Raw genomic sequence first — 23,930 nt, forward strand, 5'->3', positions numbered from 1 at the left:
ATAAAGAATATTATTCACAATAAGCCCTGTGCCACAGACAAACATTGCCCCCGTGCACGGCATTCACTAAAATAACCACATCTAAACAAAGAGAAGCAAAATTCATGGCTCAATATATCTATACAATGTCGCGGGTGAGCAAAGTCGTGCCACCCAAACGCACAATCTTAAAAGATATTTCTCTGTGCTTTTTTCCGGGTGCCAAAATCGGTGTGCTCGGTCTAAATGGCGCGGGTAAATCGACCCTGCTACGCATTATGGCCGGGGTCGATACCGAGTTTGAAGGAGAAGCACGTCCGCAACCTGGCACCAAAATTGGCTACCTGCCACAAGAGCCAGTATTAGATGAAAGCAAAACCGTGCGCGAAACCATTGAAGAAGCAGTGGGTGAAGTAAAACGCGCACTGAGCCGCCTGGACGAAGTTTACGCTGAATATGCAATGGAAGACGCCGACTTTGATGCGCTGGCCAAAGAACAGGGCGAGCTGGAAGCGATTATTCAGGCCCACGATGGTCACAACCTGGACAACGCGCTGGAGCGTGCCGCCGATGCACTGCGCTTACCGGAGTGGGATGCCAAAATTGAACATTTGTCAGGGGGTGAACGCCGCCGGGTTGCAATTTGCCGACTGTTACTTGAAAAGCCAGACATGCTGCTGCTGGATGAACCGACCAACCACCTTGACGCCGAGTCGGTTGCCTGGTTAGAGCGCTTCTTGCACGACTACGAAGGCACTGTGGTTGCCATTACCCACGACCGTTACTTCCTTGACAATGTTGCTGGCTGGATCCTGGAGCTGGACCGTGGCCATGGTATCCCGTGGGAAGGCAACTACTCTTCATGGCTGGAGCAAAAAGATGCCCGTCTGAAACAAGAAGAGAAGTCTGAAAAGGCCCGTCAGAAGTCCATCGAGAAAGAGCTGGAGTGGGTGCGCTCAAATCCGAAAGGCCGTCAGGCTAAATCAAAGGCCCGTATGGCGCAGTTCAGCGAATTGCAGCAAACGGATTATCAGAAGCGTAACGAAACCAACGAGCTATTTATTCCACCGGGTCCGCGTCTGGGCGATCAGGTCATTGAAGTCAACAACCTGACTAAAAGCTTTGGCGATCGTGTCCTGATCGACAATTTAAGCTTTTCAGTGCCTAAAGGGGCCATTGTCGGCATTATTGGTGCCAATGGTGCAGGTAAATCTACCCTGTTCAGAATGCTTAGTGGTGAACATCAGCCGGACAACGGTGAGATTGTGCTGGGTGACACCGTGCAGCTGGCCACCGTTGAACAATTCCGTGATGATATGGACGGCAATAACACCGTATTCCAGGAAGTCTCTGATGGCCAGGACATTCTGAAAATTGGCAACTTTGAAGTACCCAGCCGTGCCTATGTTGGCCGCTTTAATTTTAAAGGCAACGACCAGCAGAAATTTGTGAAGGAACTGTCAGGTGGTGAGCGTAACCGACTGCACCTGGCTAAACTGCTTAAAGCCGGCGGTAACGTGATCCTGCTGGATGAGCCAACCAATGACCTGGATGTAGAAACTCTGCGTGCACTGGAAAACGCCATCCTGGAATTCCCGGGCTGCGTTATGTGTATCTCGCACGACCGTTGGTTCCTGGACCGAATTGCGACACACATCCTGGATTATCGTGACGAAGGTCAGGTGAACTTCTTCGACGGTAACTACACCGAATATGAAGAGTGGCTGAAAAAAACCTATGGTGCCGAGGCCGCAGAGCCTAAGCGCATTAAATACAAAAAAATTGGTTAATCACTCATAACGCCAGATAAAAGCCCTGATTTTCGGGGCTTTTTTATATCTGCTCTGAACTGAAATTTGCACCGCAAAGTGGAGAGTCGGCAAAAAACTGGCTAAGCTATAGATAAACAAGCTAAGAGAATACAAATGAAAGAACGTAGACGATTTTCACGCGTACTGTTTTCAAATCCGGCCCTGCTCATGACGGCCAGTGGCGACTACAAATGCGAAGTAATCGACCTCTCACTGAATGGCGCCCTGCTGACGTTACCTGTTGGGTACGTCCCCCTTAAAGACGAGCCTGCAAGTTTGCGCTTTGCCTTACCGCAAAGCGACATTCAAATCGCCATGGAAGTACAAGTTCGTCATATAGAAGAAGGGCATCTGGGTGTACACTGCAGTCAGATAGACCTTGATAGCGTGACTCACCTCAAACGCCTGATTGAACTAAACCTGGGAGACGATGACGTACTTCACCGCGACCTGGAGCAACTATTACTGCACGACTAAGTCTCTCTTACCAGGTAAACTTGCAAAAGGGTGGCAGATCACCCTTCTCTGTGCACTGAGACAGTGAATCATCCCCGACTCAGTATGTGCGACAACGTTGTATCAGCCCACTTATCTTACTGCCATTATTAGTCCAGCAACCCCTATCAGACTCGAGACCAGCGGTGACATTACGCATTCCCAGCGACAGTAATATGAATTTGCGCTCAAGGTATTATCGTCTGTCGCACCAGCAAGTGCTCCACAGCGACTGAATCACACTGTTGGCAGAACAGAAAATAAACGACTCATTAAAGATAAAAATATGTGAATATTTTACTTTATTTTCACTTTCAGCCTGTGCTAGGTTAGTTAATGTAACAATCAAAGGAGATAACTATGTTACTAAAACTAAAAAAGAAACCAATGAAAGCCTTATCTAACGACAAAGCAGGTGTTCCTGCAAACATGACACCCAAAGTGGCTGGTGGTGTAGAGCAGACTTACTACTGCTGGTCAGATCATCGCTGCCCGGGCACACAAACATCCTGGCTGTGCTAAGCGTACAGTAATGCCCTCGCCCGCTGAATTGGCTTTCGCTAAGCGGGCTTATAGCCACTCCCCGTATATTGTGATTGCCCGCCACATACACTTAGCTTTTCCAGCTCTACGACAAGACATTACAACGCTTGCGGATACCCGATAAACGCAATATCACCGACCACCTGCGCTTACGCCCCGATTAATGCCAGTGCAAACACACTATTGTATCCCTGAATTCAACTTAAACAGGAGCTATAGGGTAAAAGTCTGAGGCGTAGCCTGCTCCCCTAACCACTTGACTGAACAAAAAAGTCCGCTCAGAACTCGAAGAAAAGAGTCTCGTGCAGGCCCGATTCATCGGTACATAACATACTCGGGAATAAAAACGTCATGCTATTGTGATGGTTTTGTGATAACTGTGCGAGTGTTCCTCAATAATTTACCTGCATGCTTGTCAGGGTCAAATCCAAACAACAAGAGTAAATTATGAAAACACGCATTCTCCCCCTCATCACAGGCATTTTATTCGCATCCGGTGCAGCCAGCGCAGCATCTCTCGACGTGAAAGTAACCAATCTGACTCAGGGGATCTATTTTACCCCTTTGCTGGTGACCGCTCATACCAGCGATGCCATGTTGTTTCAGGCTGGCGAGCAAGCGTCTGATGCCCTGACAGCCATGGCAGAAGGCGGATCGCTGGCTGGCTTGAGTGAAATACTCACAGGCATCAATGCAAACACCATGGAAAACCCAGCTGGTGGTTTACTTGCACCGGTTACCTCGACCATGACCAGCCTGGAAACCGATGCGGGCAATGACCGCTTGTCTATTGTAGCCATGATGCTACCCACCAACGATGGCTTTGTCGGTCTGAACAGCTGGCCAATCCCAACCACACCGGGCACGTATCATATCTACCTGAACGCCTATGATGCTGGCACCGAAGCAAATAATGAACTGATTGTAGAGGGCTCGGGCGCACCGGGTACACCCGGTATACCTGCGTCTCCTGGCGTAGCACCAGGTACTCAGGGGATGGGCGTGACAGAGATGGAAGAAAATACAAACGTGCATATTCATCGCGGCAATCTGGGCGATGATGAAGCAACCGGCGGCAAGAGCGATCTGCATAATACCGTACATCGCTGGTTAAACCCGGTTGCCAAAGTCACAGTCACCGTTAAGTAAGGGGGTTGCCATGAAACTATTCAGACTCACCCTGCCCGCAGCCTGCCTGATACTGGCTGCCTGTGGCAGCGACAACGACGACAATATGCCAATCACCATGCCCGATGATGATATGAGCATGGTCGATGACCCGGCTCCTGCTGATCCAGATCCTGCGGACCCGGACCCAACTGATCCAACAGACCCCACGCCAACCACAGTGGAGTTAATGATCACGGCAACTAACCTGACTTATGCTCAGCCGCTGTCTCCCATTGGTGTTGCCCTGCATCAGGAGGGTCAGTTCTGGCAACTGGGCACCTCTGCAAGCGATGCATTAGAAGTATTGGCTGAAGGCGGCGACAACAGTGGTTTGCTCGCACTGGATGTGGTGCAAAGCCAGGCCTCTGCTGCGGCTCCTTTGGCACCGGGGCAAAAAACCGAGCTGACTCTGACCCATGACTCACTGGATGGACAAAAGTTGTCTTTGATTTCCATGATGGTGAATACAAATGATGGCTTTACCGGTCTTAATGCTTTGGATGTGTCTGCAATGGCTGTAGGCCAGACGCTGACGTATACGACACATGCCTATGACGCGGGCACAGAGGCCAATACTGAAGCCCAGGGTACCATACCAGGCCCGGCCGATGGTGGTACAGGATTTAGTGCCGAAAGAGAAGCGTTAAACAAGGTAGCCATGCACCCGGGGGTGGTAGGAATGGATGACGGACTGACAACGTCGGTTCTGATGAGTAGTCATAAATTCGACAACCCGCTGATGACAGTTACCATAACCAGAACCAAGTAGTCTCCGAGCCGCTCCGTGACCGTTGTGGTTACGGAGCGCAGACAGCCGGTAACCCTTACCGGTGTGGAGACCTGCCATGCAGCAAAAAGTGCTTATCGTTGAAGACGATGCCGATATTGCCGATCTGCTACGCGTTCATCTGAACGAGTTAGATCTCGACGTTGATCACCTTGCCAGTGGAGACAAGGTTATGCCACAACTGACCCACCAGCATTATACCATTGTGATACTCGATATCATGCTGCCTGAAGTCGACGGCCTGACACTGTGCCGGGAGATCAAAACCCGTTACCCCAAAATCAGTGTGATCATGATGACATCAAAAAGCAGTGAAATGGACCGCATAATAGGCCTCGAAATGGGCGCCGACGACTACATCTGTAAACCGTTTAGTTACAGAGAGTTTCAGGCCAGAGTCAAAGCTCAGCTAAGACACATCAAACTGCTGCACGAACCACAACCACAAACAGCAACAACATCCAGCCCGGTAGTAATTGGGCAGCTGCAAATTGATCCACACTTTCATGAACTGACACTCAAACAAACGCCAGTGGACCTCACTGCCACAGAATTTGATCTAGTGCTGTTTTTTGCCCGTCATCCCAACCAGGTATTTTCCAGAGCGCAGTTATTGGAGTCAGTCTGGGGTTATGATCATCTTGGCTATGAGCACACTGTTAACTCTCATATCAATCGCATTCGTAACAAATTTGAGCAGATCACCGAGCATACCATCATAGAAACCGTGTGGGGCGTGGGTTACAAACTGAATGCAAAACCACTACAGCAGGAAATGCAATGACCCTGTCTCTTTATCATCGCCTGGCGCTAACGATCACGGCCATGTTTATGCTTATCGTTTCGGTATTTGTCTGGTGGACGCAAAATCTCTCTTCGGTGTCTCGTGCCCAGGCAGAGCAGCAACTACATATTGGCCTGGCGGAACACCTTGCTCAGGATAACCCACTGTTACAACAAGGCGTTTATGATTATAAGGCACTGGAAAACCTGTTTCATACCTTGATGGTTCTGGGCCCGGCGTTTGAGTTCTATTTTGTTGACCCCGGCGGCAAGTTGCTGACCTACTCAGCCAAACCCGGCGAAGTAAAGCGTGAATCAATTGACCTGGGCCCACTGGTACAGCTGATTAAATCGCCCGCCAGGCTGCCGATTTATGGAGACGATCCTCGCTCGCCTGACGGCAAAAAAATATTCTCTGTTGCACCGGTGTACAATGAACAAAAGTTACAGGGATATCTCTATATCATTATTGGTTCGTCGATTTATGACTCAATTGTGGCACAACTGAGCAGCTCTGATCAGCTGGTTAAACAGGCCCTGTGGCTGGGCGTATTCCTGCTTCTGCTGTTTATTACCTTACTGCTGCTATTCCGCTTTATGACTCAGCCGCTAAAACGTTTGAACCAGTATATTCGCAACGTTGAAAACCACAAATTTGATATTAAACAGGTACCACTGCTGAGCTGGCAGCAACAGGACAATGAGATCCATCAACTGGGCAACGCCATCAACGCTATGCTGCAAACCATTAATCAACAAATGTCACAACTGACGGCGGTCGATGAACAACGCCGTCAGTTATTAGCGCACCTGTCACATGACTTGCGCACCCCTTTAGCCTCTTTACAGGGTTATCTGGAGCTGGTTGAGCGCCATTGCGACACATCGGGCGATATGCAGCGCTATATGGACATTGCATTGAAGAACTGTACACAATTGAAGAACCTGATTGACCAGATCTTTGAGTTGGCCCACCTTGAGTCCGGGCATACTCAGGTGCACTTTGAGATCTTCAATATAGGTGAGCTCATTTACGATGTACTCGCCAAATTTGCACTCCGGGCAAAACAGGCTGGGATCACATTATGCGTGACACCTACCGAATGCGACTTTGTGGTCTATTCAGATATCGCCAAGCTGGAGAGAGTGCTGAGTAACCTGCTGGAAAACGCACTGCGCCACACCCCGACCGATGGCACCATTACCATTGTCGTCTCACCCAAAGAAGGCGGCTTCGACATTGCGGTGCGGGATACCGGAGTCGGGATCAGCCAAAAAGAACTGCCGTATATCTTTGAGGCACGTTATCAGGCAAGTAACAGTCAGGGCTGCAAGAAAACCCATGCCGGACTCGGGTTGGCGATCACCGCAAGACTTTTACAACTCCTGAAATCTGACATTAAGGTCAACAGTCGCCTTGGTGAAGGCAGCGAGTTTATCTTTGCGGTGCGTGGCGCCGAGTAAGGAGTGACTTACGGTTTCTGGCAATAACGAAGGTGGGTGTCCTGCGAAATCGGAGAGAGTGCTGAGTAACTTGCTGGAAAACGCACTGCGCCACACCCCGACCGATGGCACCATTACCATTGTCGTCTCACCCAAAGAAGGCGGCTTCGACATTGCGGTGCGGGATACCGGAGTCGGGATCAGCCAAAAAGAACTGCCGTATATCTTTGAGGCACGTTATCAGGCAAGTAACAGTCAGGGCTGCAAGAAAACCCATGCCGGACTCGGGTTGGCGATCACCGCAAGACTTTTACAACTCCTGAAATCTGACATTAAGGTCAACAGTCGCCTTGGTGAAGGCAGCGAGTTTATCTTTGCGGTGCGTGGCGCCGAGTAAGGAGTGACTTACGGTTTCTGGCAATAACGAAGGTGGGTGTCCTGCGAAATCAGCTCTCGTTTGTGATGCGCCTTGACGGCTTATGAAAAAGTTGCAGCACCGCGAATGCGGCAACAAGCCCAGCAACCAAAACTGTGGCGACAATCCCTTCTGTTGTTGTGATCCAGACCTGTGTAAACACAAGTGACATGGATGCAAAAACCCATAAAAAATCGCCGGCGGAAAAATAGTAAACCAGGTAGTTTGACGACGGCTTGAGAGCGGATGCCCATAACAGGTGTAGACCGTTCAAAATAAGCAATATGCCTAAACCAAGTACGGCCAGCGATGGCGGTGGCGTGTCTCCGCCCAGAAAAGTGGCTGTCAGCTCCGGGCCAACAACAAATACAAGGCCGAACATCAAACAGCTGATAGCATTAGCTCGCATTACTTTATTGAGGGTTAACATAGCAATGACTCATATGTATACTTGGTTGACATAGGTTATGCGTAGAATGTTTATATGTCAACTCGGTTTACAAAAAAAGGGATTCCCATGGTGGAGTCTCAGTCTTTACAGCTCATGCAGCGTGCATCACAACTCAATGATGTGATGACACACCACATTTCTCAGCGGCTCATTGCAAAAGGACACACTTCACTCACTCCGTCTTTGCTGTCTTTTTTGAGCACGCTTGAATGTGGCGTGAACTTCGGTTCAGACATTGCCAGAAAACTGGGGGTTACAAGACAAATGGTGGCTAAGACAGTCAAAGAGCTGTGTCGGTTAGGGTACCTGGAACAAGTACAGGGAACAGGACGACAAAAAGAAATCCTATTTACTGAGCGTGGTGAACAACTGATGTCAGAAGCAAGGGCATTGCTATCTGAATTAGATAATGTGCTATTAAACTCTGCGCATGGTGAAAAAATTAGCCAATTAATCAATGCACTGAGCCACATTTATCAGGTAGTAGAAAAGCAAACACATTCCTGACCAACACAGTTTTTGTATTGGGTGTCTTTCGAATTTTGTCTCTTTCGAATTTTGTATTGGGTGTCTTTCGAAAATTTTTGGGTGTCTTTCAAAAATTTGTATTTCGAAAATTTCCCGACGGTTGACTTACTTGGCACTCAACCTGAACATCACTCTCACCTTGGAAGTGATAAAAATAATAATGAACCGCACAATGTAAGGAATCCGCTATGATAAAAACGGTAGAAACCGACAGGTTGATTTTAAGGCCTTTTGAATTAACAGATGCCCCCGATATGTACTTGCTCGGCTCAATGCCCCAAATCATTCAATATGTCGGTAACACACCTTTTAAACACCTTGCTGACGCTGAAAACTATTTAGAAACCCACCCTCTTAATGACTACCAGGAAACCGGATTTGGCAGACTGGCGTGTATTGACAAAAAATCTAAACAGCTCATTGGTTTTTGCGGTTTAAAATATATGGAAGAGATCGATGAAATTGAAATTGGATACCGATTTTTACCCGCGTTTTGGGGCAAAGGACTGGCAACCGAAGCTGTAAAAGCCGTCTTAACCTGGGCACTGGAAGAGAAACAATGTGCTCGTTTAGTGGGGTGCATTCACCCTGAAAACGAAGCCTCCAAAAAAGTGCTGTCAAAATTTGGGTTTAAAAAGGAAAAATCCGTCAATGTGGCGTTTATTCCCGACGTGCCCGTCGACCTGTTTGTTTATGAAGCCTGAAATGAGATAAATTTCGCTGTAAAAATTCGATTGGCCAGATACATATCCACCCGGCCACAGTTAATCAAACAACAGCTGACTACAATATCGCTGTTCCAAAAAGCGCAGCCATATATCTTTGGGGCACGCTACAAGGGCGCTTATTTGCCTTTTTAATTGAGGAACACTGAGTGATTACTCACTCAGTGTTCTCATAACCTTCTGTACCCGGCGTTTTTTCATCTTAAACACAGGTAACAGGGCAGCCACTGCCAGCAAGCCTAACAGACTCTTAGCCGCCAGTGTTGAACTCATTATGTACTGAATCAGGATAAAAAGCACGAGCGCCAGCGCAAACAGCAAGGTGGCTTTTATGCTTAGATCCCAGCGCCAGATCTCCTGCCTGAGCAGCTGCTGATGCATTTCCAGTGCCTGTGAGAGCTGCTGACTTTTTAAGATACTTAAACTGGCCATGCGGCTTTGATTCACCAGTACATAGAGGCTTGCGCCCCACACACAGCCAAAACCAAGCCAAAGTTGTGTAACGAAAGGTGTGCTCTCCAGTAATGCCTGTACAAACCAAACGCTCACCAACAGCATGATCAATGTTTCGAAGGCAATACTCAAAAATAGCCGAAGCCGTTGCTTTTTATGGCGCTGGATGCACTTTTCCAGTGCCGGTGGTGGTGTTGGTGCCGACTGCCACAGCTGCGCCAAATCTGACAAATCCTGATTATCCATTAGGCATTCTCCTTTAATTGCTCGGTGAGTAGCGTCTTGGCACGGTGCAGCCGGACCCCGACGTTTGCTTCGCTAATTCCCAATACATCGCTGGCCTCGGCTGTATCCACACCTTCAAGTTTGAGCAACATCACCTGTCTGAGGCTTAACGGCAACTGATGAATGGCTTTCTCCAGGCGATATTGTTTTTGTTGTTGCTGCATATTTGCCTCTGGTGAATCCGTGCTGTGTGCATGTTCATCAGCCAGCTCATCTTCATTGTGTTTGCTGGACTTACGAATATGATCAACCGCTACGTTGTGGATCACCCGATACACGTAAGTGTTCAACTTACATTGCCCGGCAAAGTTGCCCAATGCCCGCCATAACGCAAATGCCATATCCTGTGTCAGCTCTTCACGCTGAGGTGGCCGGTTTTCGTACCCCTTTGCTGCACGACTGATCTGTGGCCAGTAAGTCTCGACGATGGCCGATCTGTCCAGTTCCCTGCCCTGTTCATTCAATCCTGGTTGCTCCGTTGAGATGACTTTACTTGCATTAGTCGGTTAGCTTTACTGCATATTACAAATTTTTTGATCTTTGTTTATCTTAATCCACGCTGGGATTGGCATGTCCGCTCCAGAGAAGAGTAAACGATTAAATTTCGGAAACTTAAAAAATAAGTTTTTTGTAATCTCTGCTTAGCCAGACCGACTAAAGCTGATGAACCATTGTCAAACATTACCCGGGAGAGGCCGATGCACACACTCAATAATAACCACCGTCAACATACCGCTATCGTGTGGCTGGTGGCCATACTCTGTCTGATCAATATGGCACTGATCCTGGCTTTCATCCCCTTTGTGATTTTCAAATTCAGCGCCACTTTACTGGCAGTCGGCGTCACAGAGCTGGCGATGACGATGACCAGGCCATTACTCAAGTCACAACGCCAGCAGACTGGCCGGGTGGGGTGAATCAACAGGAAGCGCTAAGGTTGCTTACTAAACAACAGGTTAAGTCCGGATACAGCCAAAAATGTCGCACATGCCTGGTTAAAACGTTTTACCCTGCTCGGTTTACAAAACCATTGTCTGAGATATATGCCAAACAGAGCATAAATGGCAATAGCGCATAGCTCCAGCATCAGAAACGTCGCTCCCAACGCAAAAAGTTGGGTACGGATTGGGCCAGAATTGTCCACAAACTGAGGAAGAAATGCGGTAAAAATCAGGATTGCTTTTGGGTTACCTGCCGCCAGCATAAACTCCTGCCTGGCGAGCCAAAGCAGGCTCTTGCCGGAACTTACCTCCGCCACCGGACTGGATTCTGAACGCCAAAGCGCAACAGCAAGCCAAAGCAGATAAGCTGCCCCTGCCAGTTTAATAGCAAAAAACACAGTTTCGGACGCAAACAAAATAACCGCCAGACCAGAAGCCACCAGCACAATCATCACTGAAAAGGCCGCTACCCGCCCAAGACCTGCAAACAATGCTGACCGAAACCCATAACAACGTGCATTATTCAAGCTTAATAAGTTGTTTGGGCCGGGCGTCATATTGAGTGCGAAACATGCAGGAATAAACAATAGTAACTGCCAAAACGTCATATTTTCTCCTTGATTGAACAAACACAGCATAGATTTTCTTTTAAAGCTGCCCTTTTGTCGACTGAGATCAATGAATTATGAAAAAAACACCACGGAAGCAAAATTAGTATTTGTTCCTGAAAGAAATTCATGTACCGTGCTCCGGCAACACTAAAACAATGCATTAAAGGAAATAATTATGCTTAAAACCCCGTTATACCTCTCTCTACTAGCTTGCACAAGTGCATTTGCTGCAAATGAATATGCCGAAACTACAGTGAATGATGCATGGAATACTCTGGCTCACACTCAGGGAAATTTGACCTTTGCAAGTGTGCCAACAGACAATGAAGCAGATGCAGGTGTGGTTGCATTGCAAAACAACAACGGTGCCATCGAAATTTCTTTTAAGGAATGGCCTTATCTGGATGGTGCACATGGCGATGAAAATATGGCTGTTTTATCTTTGCCAGCTGGCCGCCAGATACTGGGAGATGGCACCATTATAGAAGTCGGTACTTTTGAGCTGGGCAATGGTGAAACACATATCAACTTTGCTGATAAGTTTGAACATACACCTCACCTGTTCCTGAGCGGACAGTCGCTCAATAATAACACCGCATATGCGACCCGTGTACATGGGGTAACTCAGCATGGCTTCACCGCGCTCAAACAAGGGCAGGAAAAAGCAGTCAATGCCGCAAACAAAGAATCGGTGGCATATTTAGCCATTTACGCACCAAACAATGCGGGGACATTGGCTGGGCGTAGCTTTCAGCTAGACCAAATCACGCTGGACCACACCGGTGGCAGCGCCGCTGACTATGGTTTGTACCTGCAAGAAGAGCAGTCAAAAGATTCTGAGATAAAGCACATTACTGAGCATGTAAACGTGCTGAATTTTGGTCAGCGTGTTTTCGCGCAGGATGTAACGGCATTTGGCCGTGATACCACTGCCCTCAGAATGAGCCGTGATTTTGCTCAGGAGCCAAGCGGCCAGTCTTGCGCAGAGATCAAAACACAGTATCCACTTGCCAAAACGGGTTACTATACCATTACACCTGCGCTCGGCACGTCTATTCAGGCATACTGTGATATGGACAAAGAAACGGGTGGCTGGACGCTGTTCGCGTCGCACAACACGGCTGTTAACCCAATCGAGGTGGCCGATGTAGTGAGCCCGGATACCTACTCGGTGATGACCGATGCCAACTGGCAAGCGCTCAGAGACACCATGCAGTATGGCATGATGGTCGTCGACAGTGCCGGAAAAGTGGGTATTATTGAAAAAGAAGCCTTGCTAAACGGCCGTTGTATTCCTCTCAGTCAAACAGATTCAATTGCCTACAACACAGCGCCCTATGGCCGTATCTGGCACACAGAAAACTCAGGGTGTGGCGGCTCAGGCGGTGATTACAGTGAAATCATCATCAATGAGGGCTGGTCACACGCTTACAACTTCACAGGTGCGTTCAGCAAATGGGAATTCAGCGGCGGTTATACCGCAGGTATCGTGGCGTATTATATTAAATAAGTAAGCTCACTCATTGCCAATCGTGGGCCTGGTTACAGGCCCTTTTTTAATGCCCTTGCCCGCAGGCTGGATTAATTAACCAGTTTATAAGCAACCCAGGTGGTGTTTACACGCTATCTAAAGGCTAAGCTCGTCCTATTTTTCAAAGAGTGACAGTTTGAGCGTATTGTTCACCAGGTAATGCTGAGGAGAGCCAGGTCTGAAACTCAGCACTGTGCTCACTGCCTTCCTCTGGCGCCCAGTGCGCGAAGTCACTTTTTGCAGACGGCGTATAGGGGCCTTCTTTCACTTCAAGAATAATGGCATGATCTGTTAAAGGGTAAACGGTATGCCAGGTATTGGGTCGAGTCTCAATACCACTTAGGGTCTCTCCCGGACTCAATGTCAGTTTTTCCAGTATCGTGCCTGCATCATTAAAAACGACGTACATCACGCTGCCGCTGAGTGCCAGCATTAGTTCCCATTTATTGCTTTTAGGGTGATGATGTGGACGCACATAAGTCCCCTTTTTCAGTGCGATTGCCAGTCGCTGAACGGGTTCATTCAAATCCTGATGCAAATTGTAATGGCTGCGTTTTCTGGGGCTTTCATCTGCCTTGAGGATCAGTTGTTCAAAAAAGGCTTTATCTAATTTTAAACTCATTGCGCTACTTCTTCTTAAAAATCAAATATGGGTAGTTTATCGTAACCTAACTTTATGGCAATTCGGCACAGGGGTTTGATCACTTAGCTAAAACTCCACTGACGGCTAGCGATATAAAGCACTCAACACGTCATCAACCGAGTGAGCCACTACGGGAATATGATCTTGCTTGTATTCCAGGTAGGTCAAATCCAGCTGAGTAAAATTGGCGCGCGTAAGCTGCGAATCAAACTCCCGTACATAAAGCACGTTACCAACCTTGCCATTAGCTCCCACCAAAATGGTACGGCTATTTAAGACCTGACTTTGCGCTCGTCTGTCATTGACCAGCTGTGAAGTGGCTTGGGTATGTGCCCAGAAGCTTCCATCAAACGACACATGGCGGTGGAAAAAAGGCTGCTGTGGATCATCCATGAGTAGCGCCAGGCCGACAAACAAGCCGGTATTGGAATGGCCAATAATCGTTCTGTCGGATTGTTCCACCGGAAAATGAGCTTCGATGTCTGGTGCCAGCTCTTTGCGGATAAAATCAAAGTAATCTTTGGCCAGTGGCCACTGCGAATAAGCCTCCCGGTGCTTGTAGCCCTCATCGACATAGTTTTCCACCCCAACCAGGATCACCGCCATTTTATTATCGTCCAGACTATCGGCAATGGTGTCGAATCGCCATTCCGCATCAAGCACATAAATCACGGGATAGCGTTTATTGGCGATACGGTTTTGCGGCAGATAAATTCTCAACGGATACGACACGCCAGTGTAGCTCGAAGAAAACGCCTCCAGCTGTAATCGCTCACCAGGCATAAAAGACTGAGCAGCCTGATTAGGCGGGCTCTGCTGCGTTGTGCCTGAGTCTGAACTGCTACCACCACAGGCACTCAGGTTGACTGCCAGAGTGCAAAGAAGAATGCGTGTAAAAAGTTTAAATAGTGAATACATCAAACAAACTATCCTGTTGTTATTTTTTCCAGCCAGCATTTATGATATCGCAACCGGGTGTACGTTACTTCTGCAAAGTGACGCTCAGACACAATGACACTAAATGCGAAATGTTGATTAGCCAGTTGGGAGGCTTTTTTGTATACATACCACGTTAACTGATGCAGAAGAAGAGAACAGTTGCTTCAGATACTAGCCAAATTGGGAACAGATAGTCACAAAATCTGGCCCCTGCAACTTTTTGTATGTTGGCAACTGTTGCAAACCTTGAAAAAACCGCATTTTCCCGACATCATGATTGGCTCTGGAAATTACCTATAAAAGAACCATGTCATCTTCTAAACCTTTTATGTCGAAACTCACGGCCATTGTCGAAGCCCAGTGGTTTCAAAACTTATTGATTGCGGTCATTTTATTCAACGCCTTCACCTTAGGCCTGGAAACCACTCAGTTTGGTAAAGACAATGCCGCTATCTTGCATAAAATTGACTTTGTTATTCTAATCATTTTTACCATTGAGCTGGTCCTTAAGCTGGTGGTTTATCGGCTTACATTTTTCAAGTCGGGCTGGAACTGGTTTGATTTAATTATTGTCGCCGTGTCCTGGGTGCCGTCCAGTGGCCCGCTGTCGGTACTGCGTGCCTTCCGGATCCTGCGGGTGTTACGACTATTCTCCATCGTGCCACAAATGCGTCGGGTAATTGGAGCGCTTGGCCACTCACTGCCGGGGATGGCGTCGGTCATAGGCGTTCTGGGTATTGTCTTTTACGTCTCTGCGGTACTGACCACCAAACTGTTTGGCCAGCACCCGGATCCAAACATGCAAGAGTGGTTTGGCAGTATTGGCGCATCTGCTTACACCCTGTTCCAGGTTATGACCTTAGAGAGCTGGTCTATGGGCATTGTACGTCCAACTATGGAGCTGTTCCCGCAATCCTGGCTGTTCTTTGTGCCGTTTATCATTATAACCAGCTTCGCGGTACTGAACCTCTTCATTGGTATCATAGTCGACGCCATGCAGGTTATGCATGAAGAAGAAGGTAAGCCTGATCAAGTACTGGCAACCCGCGAAGACATTGAACGAGTTGAAGCCAAATTAGATGCACTGTTAAAACAGCAAAAGGACCAAGAATAACCTCCCGCTGAGCCCGCCCGAGAAAAATGGGGCTGTACTGTATACCGCATGAGAGAGAACCTCCCGAATGCGGCGAGTACTAGCCCCTTAAAGATTGCCGTTCCACTCTCTTAAACGCCCTTAAATACCTGCTCCATCAGCGCTGGGATTAATTTGACCAAAGGTATAAACATGCTACGCTCTCGCTTCCCCAGATTAACCCCAGCAACCACTACGACAATATTTTAACAAGGATAATTAATGAACAATGCTCACAAATTAATTCTAGTTACTGCGCTTACTTTTAGTATATCCAACGCACATGCAGAGCCAACAAAAGCAGAGTGGGTAAAGAAATTTGACACTATCAGCGATCAATACCAGTTACAGTATAAAGGCAATTTCAAGCGCGCGAATGCCTTAGCATGGGCTGAAGCCTATTATCTTGATGCACTGATTGAAATGTATACCGCCACCCAAGATGCAAAATACCTTGATGTTTTTGTCACACGCACAAACCAAGTGTTAGCCCTTGCAGAAGACAATACAGGCATGGGTGCAGATGGATACCTGGGTTGGGGAGAATGGACTTATTCTGTCAATGCAATTCAGAATGCAAAAGCTGAAACAGCTGATGCTCAGGATGCCACACTGCCCGCACACTGGGAAAGGTGGCAGTCTACTGCCGAGACGGCGTTCAGAAACACGGCCACTGAGCATAATCATAAAGATAGCAATGCATCATTCACAGTTAAAACGGCACCGCAAACGAACCACTGGCATGTCCTCCATGCACCATTGAGCAGCCCCTATATGCAAGGCGAATCTTACGATCCAAATGGGAAGTATGCCGTCGAATTTAAAGCAAAAATAGAAAATTGCGACAGCGGTGTCACGGGCCTGTTTCAGGTTTACGACTACTCCCAAAGAAAAGTTCTCGTTACAAAGCCTATCAGCACTTCAGATTATCAGCTGTACGAAGCTGAATTTACCGCACCGTCTAATCCAAATAACGACGTTTATGTCACCTTTTATGCCTCCGATTATCAAAAAAACTGTACCGTACATTTCGATGATATAACGGTTAAGTCGTGGCGTGAGCACTTGGTACACGACGGCATGATCTCCGCGCCTTTGGCAAAATTCGTTAAACTTTCCAGAAACGATAAGCTGCCGAACAGCTATACCAGTTCGGCTGAACAATACTATGACTTCATTGTTTCCCATATACTACCTAAGTGGCAAAAAGACTTAGCAATGACAGCAAACGAAAGTTTGGTATATTTGTTCCCGAAAGACTCTGCATCATTAAAACCAGGCCAATCGTTGCCACACAACCAATACCTAGCACTTCAGCGTACTTATGCTGAGCTAGCGCAGATCAATAATGCCGACCCTCAGCACAAAGAGATGGCCCAAGCGTTAATTCAATCATTCAAAAGCACACTTAAGCTAGGACAGTACCAGACTAAAGCGGGAACTAGCGCACATAAATATGAGTGGAACTACTGGGATGTACTGACAAGTTCAGACACCATTGCGGATGGCTTCGACTGGGCAGCGACGGAAGACATCAGCCACGGAAACTTAGATGTTGCTGCGGTAGTAAGTAGTTACAAAGCCAATATAGGTTTTCAGGAAGAAGAAATGCGCTACTTTGCTAATACTGCCGATTTCATTATTACACAATGTAGCAGTTTAAGTACTAAGGTAAACGAGTGTAAAGACTCAGAGTCAACGTCAGAACTACGCTGGTGGATGCAGCTTGCTGAGTTTAAACCCAGTATTTATTTCGATTCTGTTAGCATGTTAAACAAAGAATTTGCCAGTATTACTGGCGTGAGCCAGCACCAATATATGGGAGCGATTGCACAGCGTGTAAAAGGATATTTGCAATATCGACAGTCATTTGATCTTGGTGGTGAAAACTCTCTGCCAAATGACTGGCATCATTGGCAGTCTAACCCCTCTACCGCTTTTTTGAGCGCACAAAGCGCCCACTCTGGTACCCAAGGGCTGACGATAAAGAACGAGCCAACTCTGGGCTGGCAAGTGGTTTTAAAGGACTTTAGCTATGCACCTGATGCAACATACCGCATAGAAACAATGGGACGCACAGCTACAGGCCCTGTCGGAGGACAGATCCTGATTTTTAACGCAACCAACAATACCATAGTCGCACAGAAAGCCTTTAACAGTTCAGATTGGTCTCTGACAACACTAGAGTTTGAAGCGCCAGCTTCCGCAGACAATATCCTTCAGATCCACCTGCAATCGACTGACTGGGCAGTGGATGGAGAAGTGCATTTTGATGATTTGGAAATATACAGAGTTGACTAATGGCTTCTAGCTGACGGCTAGTTGCTCAGCCAAATTACACACTATCCCGGCGTGCAAGCGCCCGGGATCATCCCACAAGAGGAAAACAGGAAAGAAAACAAGGACACCCATTTCAAAATCCAACCAAGTTGGGTATGTCGAAACTGACGGCGATTGTCGAAGCCCGGTGGTTTCAGAACTTTTTGATCGCGATTATTTTTTTCAATGCCTTTACGTGAGGCCAGGAAATCACTCAGTTTAGTAAAGCTAATGCCGCAGTCCTGCATAAAATTGATTTGGTTATTTTGATGATTTTTACCATTGAACTGGTACTTAAGCTGATGGTATATCGCCTTAAATTCTTTAAGTCGGGTTGGAACTGGTTCGACTTAATAATCGTTGCCGTTTCCTGGGCATCAGCCAGCAGCGGCAAGTTACTTTCTGCGCCCTCCATTTTATTCACTAGAAAACTGCCTCCCTTCAATATATGCTTGATTCCATCGTCCCCCCCATCGGGTTATAATTGTGAGCAATTTTATTTATTCCTTAACCTGGAAACTCCATGAAAAAACTCTCTAAAGTTCAGCAAAAACAACAAGCGTTGGTACTCAGCGTTGCCGATGCACTAGAAGAACAGGCACGTGCTGAAATCCCCGGTATGGTGCAATGCTGGTTTGATGTGGAGTACCACCTTTTCCCAGGCTCTTTACTATTGTGTTTTCAGTTCGAAGATCAAGCCGCGCTGGATACCACAAAACCCGACCTACTCAAATGGCAAAAACGCCTCAGTGCCGCCATGCTGAAAAAAGGCGTGATTCTGAAAGACATGCGCAAACACTTAACCTTTACACTAGCAGGCCCTGAAGATTGAGATATAAAAGTTGATTTTCTTTTTTTATTGATTTACCGGCTGGTAGGCAGAGGTTTATCGACCAAAAAACGCGTCAATACCTCGACACATTTCGCTATCACAGACAAGTTTGGTTAAGTCGATGCTTTCGTTGCTTCACAATGAGCGGCTGTGCACTATCAGAACAGGCAAGCTAAGCTTGCCTTTCAGTCATGCTTAACTTAAAACCTAGCAGATAGTTGAGTTACAGCAACCAGTTTGATTGGTTGGATTATATGTTCTGCAAAACGGTTTTTCAGTCAGGCAGTCAAAGGTACAACGTGCAGTCTTGAATCCACCACCAGCCACACCAGGCGTTGCCTGAGTTGGTAATTTTTGACTGTCAGCACTTAGCATTTTAATGCTCTTCTTACTCAAAGATAACTTCATCTTCATTTTTTAATTTCCTTTTGTTAAATAAAAACCCAGAATACATACAAATTATTGCAGTTTCAATATACGGCGCAACGGCACAATTAAACTCTGCCTTACTCTCTGGCTGGCACAAAAATACCGCCATGGTACAATCGCCCGTCAGATCTGTGGGCAGCCATGCTGCCTGTGCTAAGAGTTTTGGTAGTCAAGCTGCCGGTATGTTGAGAGTAATGAGTATGAGTGAGTCGTTTGCCGCGATTGGATTGGTCAACCCTAAGTCACCAACTAATGTGGGTGGCGTATTAAGAGCTGCGGGTTGCTATCAGGCACAGGCTGTATATTTTAATGGAAATCGCTATGCAAAGGCTGCCAAGTATCATACTGACACCAAAAATATCGCCGACAACATCCCCATTCGACAGGTGGATGATCTCACCAGCTTAAAAGTACCGGGCCGATCGCTCGTCTGTATTGAGCTGGTGGAAGGCGCGACACCATTACCGCAATATACTCACCCCGACAATGCAATATACGTATTTGGCCCCGAGGATGGCAGTCTGCCACAGGAAATTGTAGATGCCGCCGACGCCGTTGTGTATGTACCCACCACCGGCTGTATGAACCTGGCTGCCACCGTCAATGTGCTACTGTATGATCGTATGGCGAAACGTTCAAACGGGTTTGATGCGAACCAGATACTGACCAGCCGGGATACCAATAATCGCCTGGTGATTGGGTAAGTTTACTGGTGGAAAGTACTTGTAAAAACGAAGCAATGTGGCACTGGAACAGGTGGTCAGTAAACGCAGTTCACCGAAGAAGGTGTCGTTGTAATTGCTTTGTACAAGCGCACTCCCAGCCCTCGCCAGTTCGCTGAATATAGCGTAAAATGGCATATTACATGTTTGTATTTGTCCGCGCGTAGTTTACGCCGACTGAATACACTTTATCTGCTCAGCCTGGCTTTTGTGCTGCTTGAGTATTTCTTGCTTGAAGGCAACTATGAAAAAAACATTTGAACTAACTCACCCTAAAATCAAACTTGCAAGACGCGTTGACGCCGTAAAACATGAGCTTAAAAAATACCTTAAGCGCGAGCGCAAAAAATCTTTGCCCGCAGGCGCCGACTATTGGGACTTTGATTGCAAATTTGGTAACACAGAAGCAGAAGCTGAGCCTGTACACGTATCACAACTGAACAAGTTGATCGATAAAACACAGGCAGAAAGCCTCACCTCCTTTTATGTTGAGATCCTGGCAAAACCGGGCTTCAGAAAAGTGAATGATGCCTCTGACGATGAATTAGGTGATAACTAAGTATAAGCGCCTGGCTTATTACCCGGATAAATTGAAGGTTATGCTGAACCTGCTTCAGCATAACCGTTTTGAATGAGCCTGAATGGCTTGTCCTGCATTCGCCTTTGAAAATACATCGAGCGGGTCTGTGTGCAATGCAAAGTCTGCCCCCTTTGATATCTCCTTCACACACCCTGCCACTAGACCAGCAACGGAGAATGTTGGGGGTTGGGGGTTGGGTGTGTTGTGTTTGAAATGTCTTTTATAGAGCTGCTGCAATAAGCCGGTTCCCCAGCCGCACCGTACAAAAAATTGACACCTTGATCTGACATTGACCTGGTTGTAACCAGACAATTTTTAATTGTTTTAAAGGTATAGACAAAAAACATTGAAATACTTACAAGCTTGGTTTGAAAAATGCATGTGGAAACAACATCCAATGTAAGAATGTCGCCAAGATGAATAAAAATACAAATACAGTTTATGTGTTAAGCGGGTACGCTAAATGTTCAACCACTCACCACGAAAAGTACAAACTCGGCAACAAACATTCCATCGGCCTGCTTACAACCGATGAACACTATCAAGATAACATCAATCAGCTTAAGACTTTTATTAATGACTTAGGTTGGGAATCCATTACGTTTTGCATAGTTGAGAAGGTCAACGATATCAGTACTTTATCCAATGATGTTTTGATATCAAGTTTTCTTCGCGCTCAGAAAAATGGCCAATCACTGGTGGTGAATGATCAGCCTATTACAGTGCATTAAGATTATAAATACGTTCTGAAGTATAAGAGCTCGTCACAGTAACACGATGAATATTGAGGCGCCATGGATGTGCTCAGTGTTTGGCAGACACCCATTTCAAAATTGCCTGCCCGCTGAGTAGCTGTGTAACTGATAGGCGGGTATCTCACAAATAGCACAGGTGTCGTTGTCCAAAAAAGCAGCTCCTATTAGCTATTTTCCATCTCGTACTGCTTTAATATGGCCAACATATTCTCTGAGATTGGCGACTTTTGTCCTGTTATCATATTGAACATCACCACATTCGCATACCCTGTTGTGCATATGGACTGCTGGGACTCACTAAACGCTTCATAGCGCATGGTGAAGCGATCTGCTTTGATGTCAGTAATATATGAACCAATATACAAAGTATCTGGAAAGGTAACCGGTCGTTTGTATTGTGCATAAGTATCACGGAGCACAGGGCTATGTGTGGGCTCTGACAAGATAGAAAGTAATCCTGTCTGTTTTAAAAAGTCTATGCGCGCGGTCTCGAAATAGCGAAAGTACGACACGTTATTCACATGCCCTAATGCGTCCATTTCGCCCCACACCACATTAATTTTGGTATTAATTGCAAACTTATCGAAAAATTCCTGCATGATCTTGCCTTTGATTCTGCGTATTTACTTTGAGGGTAACAACTCATCGTACCAGTAACAAGTGCTATGCGATCTTTCTAATGGCGACTTCAACCAACCTAGCTGAATCAGGTCTTCTCTAGCATGCCTTTTCGAGCTGAGCATAATTCAAGACCTGAGCCAGCTACAACCCAAATAAGGACCAGTTTCAACAGAATTAAGCAGGGTGTCTTCAAAACTAGAAGTTGGCTCAGCCCAAAGAAGTATCTACCCCAATATCGGCAAAAACCCAAAAACCAGCACGGCACAGGCGATTAGTGATAGTAGTGAGCCAGTACGTACCACAACCTTAACCGTGAATTCGATTGTGTTATTTGCTGAAAATCCAGCGCCAGCGATTGGAAGTGCTTTACTTGCGCCTGTCAGTGAAGCAATTGTTATCCCCAACCAAATAAGTATGAATCCAAATACGGAACCATAAGCAGCCAGCAATTCCAAAAATAAAGGCAGCTCCACTAACGACCAGATAACGCCGAAGAGTGCCACAGCCATGCCACATTGAACAGCCGTCAGGTGACCAGAAAGCGCCATCCGGGAGTTTTTGACATAAGGTATCAATGCACCTTGTATTAACCCAATAAGGAATAAGACGATGCCAATAAATATGAGTTGTGCACCTATTTGTGTAAGTTCCATCACCATACTCCTTGCGCATGCCTAACGTCAGGCTCTGTGGTGCCATATACATTCCACACAATATCAATGCAAAGCAGAGTGCCTGGTTCATCTTGTTGTTTAAACTCTTGAAAGGTATCCATTGTTCATCTCCAGTGAAAACTACATGGTAAACAACGTAATACGAGAGTTCATTCACCTAGATTCATTTTTCAATTTACTCAAAGTCTGGGGAGCGATACCAAGGTAAGAGGCGATATGATATGACTTAACTTGCTTAAATATCAAAGGGTATTCGTCTAGTAGGCGCTCATACCTTCGGGCGGCAGTCTCTGACATGAGCGAAAGGACACGTTTGTATGTGGCCGAATAATAGGTGTTGTGTATCCATATTCTAGCCAAAATCGCCCACTTTTTTTGTTGTGAAATAAACTTATCAAGCTCCTCCAGAGGTGCCACGTAAAAAACCGAATCCTCAAGAATTTCAAAGTTTAGCATTGACCCTGTTTGTTCATAAAAACTGACACTATCGTCCATAAAGTGGTTTAAACCATGCTTACTTTTTCCGCGAAAATAGAGTTGCCAGGTATGCTCTTTGCCATTCATATCAATAAGATATGATCTGGCTAAACCGCTTCGAACAAACCATATCTCACTAAAAACGTCACCTGCACGATGTACCGTTGTTCCTTTTTTAACATGTTTTGTCTCAAACATACTGCAAGCAGCATCCCATTCGTCATCATTAACAGGAATATGCTGCTCTATCATTTTTCTAAAATATTTCATAAAGCTACAGTTGTCGGTTTTCTCATATAATGCAACAGACTGAGAAGTCACCAGATATTATTTAAAATCAATAAAGTGGATTGGAACGGTATTGCTCAATCTATTTCGTTTCGCCAAAAACCAACCGGATAACAACACCATGCGTGATACTACCATCGTACACGATATGAACAGAAAAAACTGCTCTCACATTCATGTTAAGCGCCTTAATTCATTGATGCGGGCAACTGAAGCTTTACACGATAGTAATCTATGTTTCTTAACAAACGGAGTTGAAATATACGGAGTCAGCAGCCGCTAAAAGCATTTTAAGACGAAGCTATTGAACCTGTGACAGGAGTTTGGAGACACCCATTCCAAAACTTGTCTGCCACACTTCCACCATCTATGCTTTTAATCTGCTCCAAGGATGAGGGCGAAGCAAATGCCAGCGGCACGGAAAAGCCAGGTCAGTTTAAATGACACAAAATACTACCACTGCATCTCTCGCTGTGTCAGGCGTGCCTTTTTATGTGGTGAGGACCCGTTAACAGGCCAGTCTTACGAGCATCGCCGTGAATGGGTTGAAGATAAACTGCTCCTGCTG

30 protein-coding genes and 1 pseudogene are annotated in these 23,930 nt (G+C 46.5%); 20 read left to right on the plus strand and 11 right to left on the minus strand.

The features are described from left to right. Positions 1–104: 104 nt before the first annotated feature. From ettA to MHN33_RS16290, 8 genes are all read left to right on the plus strand, one after another. The gene (ettA, locus tag MHN33_RS16255; protein ID WP_239399333.1) at positions 105–1,769 is read left to right on the plus strand and encodes an energy-dependent translational throttle protein EttA; all 1,665 of its coding nucleotides are present in this window, start codon (positions 105–107) and stop codon (positions 1,767–1,769) included. 135 nt (positions 1,770–1,904) lie between these two features. Then, on the plus strand, positions 1,905–2,267 hold the full coding sequence (locus MHN33_RS16260) for a PilZ domain-containing protein (protein ID WP_239399335.1): 363 nt from the start codon (positions 1,905–1,907) through the stop codon (positions 2,265–2,267). Positions 2,268–2,645: 378 nt separating this feature from the next. Further along, positions 2,646–2,807, plus strand: coding sequence for a hypothetical protein (locus MHN33_RS16265; protein ID WP_239399337.1), 162 nt, complete (start codon positions 2,646–2,648; stop codon positions 2,805–2,807). Positions 2,808–3,275: 468 nt separating this feature from the next. Then, complete coding sequence (locus tag MHN33_RS16270; RefSeq protein ID WP_239399339.1) at positions 3,276–3,977, plus strand: spondin domain-containing protein; 702 nt, start codon at positions 3,276–3,278, stop codon at positions 3,975–3,977. A gap of 10 nt (positions 3,978–3,987) precedes the next feature. Further along, positions 3,988–4,767, plus strand: a complete 780-nt coding sequence (locus MHN33_RS16275) for a spondin domain-containing protein (protein ID WP_239399341.1) — start codon at positions 3,988–3,990, stop codon at positions 4,765–4,767. 76 nt (positions 4,768–4,843) lie between these two features. Then, entirely contained in the window at positions 4,844–5,569 is a 726-nt protein-coding gene (locus MHN33_RS16280; protein ID WP_239399343.1) for a response regulator transcription factor, read from the plus strand. Further along, positions 5,566–7,032, plus strand: a complete 1,467-nt coding sequence (locus MHN33_RS16285; RefSeq protein ID WP_239399345.1) for a HAMP domain-containing sensor histidine kinase — start codon at positions 5,566–5,568, stop codon at positions 7,030–7,032. Before MHN33_RS16280 ends, MHN33_RS16285 begins: the two co-directional genes overlap by 4 nt. 58 nt (positions 7,033–7,090) lie before the next feature. Continuing rightward, positions 7,091–7,408, plus strand: a complete 318-nt coding sequence (locus MHN33_RS16290; RefSeq protein WP_239399347.1) for an ATP-binding protein — start codon at positions 7,091–7,093, stop codon at positions 7,406–7,408. Positions 7,409–7,457: 49 nt separating this feature from the next. On the opposite strand, the gene MHN33_RS16295 is transcribed toward MHN33_RS16290, so the two are convergent. Next, the gene (locus MHN33_RS16295) at positions 7,458–7,856 is read right to left on the minus strand and encodes a hypothetical protein (RefSeq protein WP_239399349.1); all 399 of its coding nucleotides are present in this window, start codon (positions 7,854–7,856) and stop codon (positions 7,458–7,460) included. 87 nt (positions 7,857–7,943) lie between these two features. Here MHN33_RS16295 and MHN33_RS16300 point away from each other — a divergent pair, with 87 nt between their 5' ends. Continuing rightward, the gene (locus tag MHN33_RS16300; RefSeq protein ID WP_239399351.1) at positions 7,944–8,384 is read left to right on the plus strand and encodes an HTH domain-containing protein; all 441 of its coding nucleotides are present in this window, start codon (positions 7,944–7,946) and stop codon (positions 8,382–8,384) included. A 209-nt stretch (positions 8,385–8,593) separates the two neighbouring features. After that, complete coding sequence (locus tag MHN33_RS16305; protein ID WP_239399353.1) at positions 8,594–9,109, plus strand: GNAT family N-acetyltransferase; 516 nt, start codon at positions 8,594–8,596, stop codon at positions 9,107–9,109. A 174-nt stretch (positions 9,110–9,283) separates the two neighbouring features. Here MHN33_RS16305 and MHN33_RS16310 read toward each other — a convergent pair whose 3' ends face one another. Together MHN33_RS16310 and MHN33_RS16315 are read right to left on the minus strand one after the other, a co-directional pair. Further along, positions 9,284–9,829, minus strand: a complete 546-nt coding sequence (locus MHN33_RS16310; protein ID WP_239399355.1) for a hypothetical protein — start codon at positions 9,827–9,829, stop codon at positions 9,284–9,286. After that, the gene (locus tag MHN33_RS16315; protein ID WP_239399357.1) at positions 9,829–10,332 is read right to left on the minus strand and encodes a sigma-70 family RNA polymerase sigma factor; all 504 of its coding nucleotides are present in this window, start codon (positions 10,330–10,332) and stop codon (positions 9,829–9,831) included. The genes MHN33_RS16310 and MHN33_RS16315 overlap by 1 nt, the downstream gene beginning before the upstream one ends. A 234-nt stretch (positions 10,333–10,566) precedes the next feature. On the opposite strand from MHN33_RS16315, the gene MHN33_RS16320 reads away from it, so the two are divergent. Then, positions 10,567–10,785 carry a hypothetical protein gene (locus tag MHN33_RS16320; RefSeq protein ID WP_239399359.1) on the plus strand — a complete coding sequence of 73 codons (219 nt, stop codon included), beginning with the start codon at positions 10,567–10,569 and terminating at the stop codon, positions 10,783–10,785. Positions 10,786–10,799: 14 nt separating this feature from the next. Here MHN33_RS16320 and MHN33_RS16325 read toward each other — a convergent pair whose 3' ends face one another. Then, positions 10,800–11,417: a LysE family translocator gene (locus MHN33_RS16325; RefSeq protein WP_239399361.1), complete on the minus strand. Its 618-nt coding sequence runs from the start codon at positions 11,415–11,417 to the stop codon at positions 10,800–10,802. 178 nt (positions 11,418–11,595) lie between these two features. Between MHN33_RS16325 and MHN33_RS16330 the strand changes: the two genes are divergently transcribed. Beyond that, positions 11,596–12,930: a fibrinogen-like YCDxxxxGGGW domain-containing protein gene (locus MHN33_RS16330; protein WP_239399363.1), complete on the plus strand. Its 1,335-nt coding sequence runs from the start codon at positions 11,596–11,598 to the stop codon at positions 12,928–12,930. Positions 12,931–13,072: 142 nt separating this feature from the next. On the opposite strand, the gene MHN33_RS16335 is transcribed toward MHN33_RS16330, so the two are convergent. Both MHN33_RS16335 and MHN33_RS16340 read right to left on the minus strand, forming a co-directional pair. Next, entirely contained in the window at positions 13,073–13,573 is a 501-nt protein-coding gene (locus MHN33_RS16335) for a WbuC family cupin fold metalloprotein (RefSeq protein WP_239399365.1), read from the minus strand. Positions 13,574–13,678: 105 nt separating this feature from the next. Continuing rightward, the gene (locus MHN33_RS16340; RefSeq protein WP_239399395.1) at positions 13,679–14,512 is read right to left on the minus strand and encodes an alpha/beta hydrolase-fold protein; all 834 of its coding nucleotides are present in this window, start codon (positions 14,510–14,512) and stop codon (positions 13,679–13,681) included. A gap of 328 nt (positions 14,513–14,840) precedes the next feature. Between MHN33_RS16340 and MHN33_RS16345 the strand changes: the two genes are divergently transcribed. The 4 genes from MHN33_RS16345 to MHN33_RS16360 all read left to right on the plus strand — a co-directional run bounded on the left by MHN33_RS16345 (position 14,841) and on the right by MHN33_RS16360 (position 18,816). Continuing rightward, the gene (locus tag MHN33_RS16345) at positions 14,841–15,647 is read left to right on the plus strand and encodes an ion transporter (protein WP_239399367.1); all 807 of its coding nucleotides are present in this window, start codon (positions 14,841–14,843) and stop codon (positions 15,645–15,647) included. Positions 15,648–15,887: 240 nt separating this feature from the next. Continuing rightward, complete coding sequence (locus MHN33_RS16350) at positions 15,888–17,966, plus strand: hypothetical protein (RefSeq protein ID WP_239399369.1); 2,079 nt, start codon at positions 15,888–15,890, stop codon at positions 17,964–17,966. 260 nt (positions 17,967–18,226) lie between these two features. Next, a complete protein-coding gene (locus MHN33_RS16355; RefSeq protein WP_275442849.1) occupies positions 18,227–18,511 on the plus strand; it encodes an ion transporter in 285 nt (94 codons plus the stop codon). Continuing rightward, positions 18,508–18,816: a hypothetical protein gene (locus tag MHN33_RS16360; RefSeq protein WP_239399373.1), complete on the plus strand. Its 309-nt coding sequence runs from the start codon at positions 18,508–18,510 to the stop codon at positions 18,814–18,816. Before MHN33_RS16355 ends, MHN33_RS16360 begins: the two co-directional genes overlap by 4 nt. Before the next feature lie 207 nt (positions 18,817–19,023). On the opposite strand, the gene MHN33_RS16365 is transcribed toward MHN33_RS16360, so the two are convergent. Continuing rightward, positions 19,024–19,230 carry a hypothetical protein gene (locus MHN33_RS16365; RefSeq protein WP_239399375.1) on the minus strand — a complete coding sequence of 69 codons (207 nt, stop codon included), beginning with the start codon at positions 19,228–19,230 and terminating at the stop codon, positions 19,024–19,026. A gap of 215 nt (positions 19,231–19,445) precedes the next feature. On the opposite strand from MHN33_RS16365, the gene MHN33_RS16370 reads away from it, so the two are divergent. The 3 genes from MHN33_RS16370 (at position 19,446) to MHN33_RS16380 (ending at position 21,278) form a co-directional block, all read left to right on the plus strand. Further along, positions 19,446–19,949, plus strand: coding sequence for an RNA methyltransferase (locus MHN33_RS16370; RefSeq protein WP_239399397.1), 504 nt, complete (start codon positions 19,446–19,448; stop codon positions 19,947–19,949). A 262-nt stretch (positions 19,950–20,211) separates the two neighbouring features. Beyond that, a complete protein-coding gene (locus MHN33_RS16375) occupies positions 20,212–20,526 on the plus strand; it encodes a DUF6172 family protein (protein WP_239399377.1) in 315 nt (104 codons plus the stop codon). 437 nt (positions 20,527–20,963) lie between these two features. Beyond that, positions 20,964–21,278: a hypothetical protein gene (locus MHN33_RS16380; RefSeq protein WP_239399379.1), complete on the plus strand. Its 315-nt coding sequence runs from the start codon at positions 20,964–20,966 to the stop codon at positions 21,276–21,278. A gap of 188 nt (positions 21,279–21,466) precedes the next feature. On the opposite strand, the gene MHN33_RS16385 is transcribed toward MHN33_RS16380, so the two are convergent. From MHN33_RS16385 to MHN33_RS16395, 4 genes are all read right to left on the minus strand, one after another. Then, positions 21,467–21,901, minus strand: a complete 435-nt coding sequence (locus MHN33_RS16385; protein WP_239399381.1) for a thioesterase family protein — start codon at positions 21,899–21,901, stop codon at positions 21,467–21,469. Positions 21,902–22,147: 246 nt separating this feature from the next. After that, positions 22,148–22,576, minus strand: coding sequence for a hydrogenase (locus tag MHN33_RS16390; protein WP_239399383.1), 429 nt, complete (start codon positions 22,574–22,576; stop codon positions 22,148–22,150). Beyond that, positions 22,576–22,698, minus strand: a complete 123-nt coding sequence (locus MHN33_RS23920; protein ID WP_275442843.1) for a hypothetical protein — start codon at positions 22,696–22,698, stop codon at positions 22,576–22,578. The genes MHN33_RS16390 and MHN33_RS23920 overlap by 1 nt, the downstream gene beginning before the upstream one ends. Before the next feature lie 52 nt (positions 22,699–22,750). Continuing rightward, complete coding sequence (locus MHN33_RS16395) at positions 22,751–23,344, minus strand: Crp/Fnr family transcriptional regulator (protein WP_239399385.1); 594 nt, start codon at positions 23,342–23,344, stop codon at positions 22,751–22,753. A gap of 424 nt (positions 23,345–23,768) precedes the next feature. On the opposite strand from MHN33_RS16395, the pseudogene MHN33_RS16400 reads away from it, so the two are divergent. Beyond that, positions 23,769–23,930, plus strand: a pseudogene (locus MHN33_RS16400) (transposase); the annotation flags it as partial.

The organism is Pseudoalteromonas sp. OOF1S-7 (assembly GCF_022347765.1).
Classification (GTDB): domain Bacteria; phylum Pseudomonadota; class Gammaproteobacteria; order Enterobacterales; family Alteromonadaceae; genus Pseudoalteromonas.

Coding starts and splice junctions, on each gene's coding strand:
- MHN33_RS16275 (WP_239399341.1), top strand. CDS start 3,988: ATGAAACTATTCAGACTCACCCTGCCCGCAGCCTGCCTGATACTGGCT.
- MHN33_RS16340 (WP_239399395.1), bottom strand. CDS start 14,512: ATGTATTCACTATTTAAACTTTTTACACGCATTCTTCTTTGCACTCTG.
- MHN33_RS16345 (WP_239399367.1), top strand. CDS start 14,841: ATGTCATCTTCTAAACCTTTTATGTCGAAACTCACGGCCATTGTCGAA.
- MHN33_RS16300 (WP_239399351.1), top strand. CDS start 7,944: ATGGTGGAGTCTCAGTCTTTACAGCTCATGCAGCGTGCATCACAACTC.
- MHN33_RS16360 (WP_239399373.1), top strand. CDS start 18,508: ATGAAAAAACTCTCTAAAGTTCAGCAAAAACAACAAGCGTTGGTACTC.
- MHN33_RS16375 (WP_239399377.1), top strand. CDS start 20,212: ATGAAAAAAACATTTGAACTAACTCACCCTAAAATCAAACTTGCAAGA.
- MHN33_RS16305 (WP_239399353.1), top strand. CDS start 8,594: ATGATAAAAACGGTAGAAACCGACAGGTTGATTTTAAGGCCTTTTGAA.
- MHN33_RS16285 (WP_239399345.1), top strand. CDS start 5,566: ATGACCCTGTCTCTTTATCATCGCCTGGCGCTAACGATCACGGCCATG.
- MHN33_RS16390 (WP_239399383.1), bottom strand. CDS start 22,576: ATGGAACTTACACAAATAGGTGCACAACTCATATTTATTGGCATCGTC.
- MHN33_RS16330 (WP_239399363.1), top strand. CDS start 11,596: ATGCTTAAAACCCCGTTATACCTCTCTCTACTAGCTTGCACAAGTGCA.
- MHN33_RS16270 (WP_239399339.1), top strand. CDS start 3,276: ATGAAAACACGCATTCTCCCCCTCATCACAGGCATTTTATTCGCATCC.
- MHN33_RS16310 (WP_239399355.1), bottom strand. CDS start 9,829: ATGGATAATCAGGATTTGTCAGATTTGGCGCAGCTGTGGCAGTCGGCA.
- MHN33_RS16350 (WP_239399369.1), top strand. CDS start 15,888: ATGAACAATGCTCACAAATTAATTCTAGTTACTGCGCTTACTTTTAGT.
- MHN33_RS16295 (WP_239399349.1), bottom strand. CDS start 7,856: ATGTTAACCCTCAATAAAGTAATGCGAGCTAATGCTATCAGCTGTTTG.
- MHN33_RS16335 (WP_239399365.1), bottom strand. CDS start 13,573: ATGAGTTTAAAATTAGATAAAGCCTTTTTTGAACAACTGATCCTCAAG.
- MHN33_RS16385 (WP_239399381.1), bottom strand. CDS start 21,901: ATGCAGGAATTTTTCGATAAGTTTGCAATTAATACCAAAATTAATGTG.
- MHN33_RS23920 (WP_275442843.1), bottom strand. CDS start 22,698: ATGGATACCTTTCAAGAGTTTAAACAACAAGATGAACCAGGCACTCTG.
- MHN33_RS16260 (WP_239399335.1), top strand. CDS start 1,905: ATGAAAGAACGTAGACGATTTTCACGCGTACTGTTTTCAAATCCGGCC.
- MHN33_RS16380 (WP_239399379.1), top strand. CDS start 20,964: ATGAATAAAAATACAAATACAGTTTATGTGTTAAGCGGGTACGCTAAA.
- MHN33_RS16280 (WP_239399343.1), top strand. CDS start 4,844: ATGCAGCAAAAAGTGCTTATCGTTGAAGACGATGCCGATATTGCCGAT.
- MHN33_RS16325 (WP_239399361.1), bottom strand. CDS start 11,417: ATGACGTTTTGGCAGTTACTATTGTTTATTCCTGCATGTTTCGCACTC.
- MHN33_RS16265 (WP_239399337.1), top strand. CDS start 2,646: ATGTTACTAAAACTAAAAAAGAAACCAATGAAAGCCTTATCTAACGAC.
- MHN33_RS16320 (WP_239399359.1), top strand. CDS start 10,567: ATGCACACACTCAATAATAACCACCGTCAACATACCGCTATCGTGTGG.
- MHN33_RS16365 (WP_239399375.1), bottom strand. CDS start 19,230: ATGAAGATGAAGTTATCTTTGAGTAAGAAGAGCATTAAAATGCTAAGT.
- MHN33_RS16370 (WP_239399397.1), top strand. CDS start 19,446: ATGAGTGAGTCGTTTGCCGCGATTGGATTGGTCAACCCTAAGTCACCA.
- ettA (WP_239399333.1), top strand. CDS start 105: ATGGCTCAATATATCTATACAATGTCGCGGGTGAGCAAAGTCGTGCCA.
- MHN33_RS16395 (WP_239399385.1), bottom strand. CDS start 23,344: ATGAAATATTTTAGAAAAATGATAGAGCAGCATATTCCTGTTAATGAT.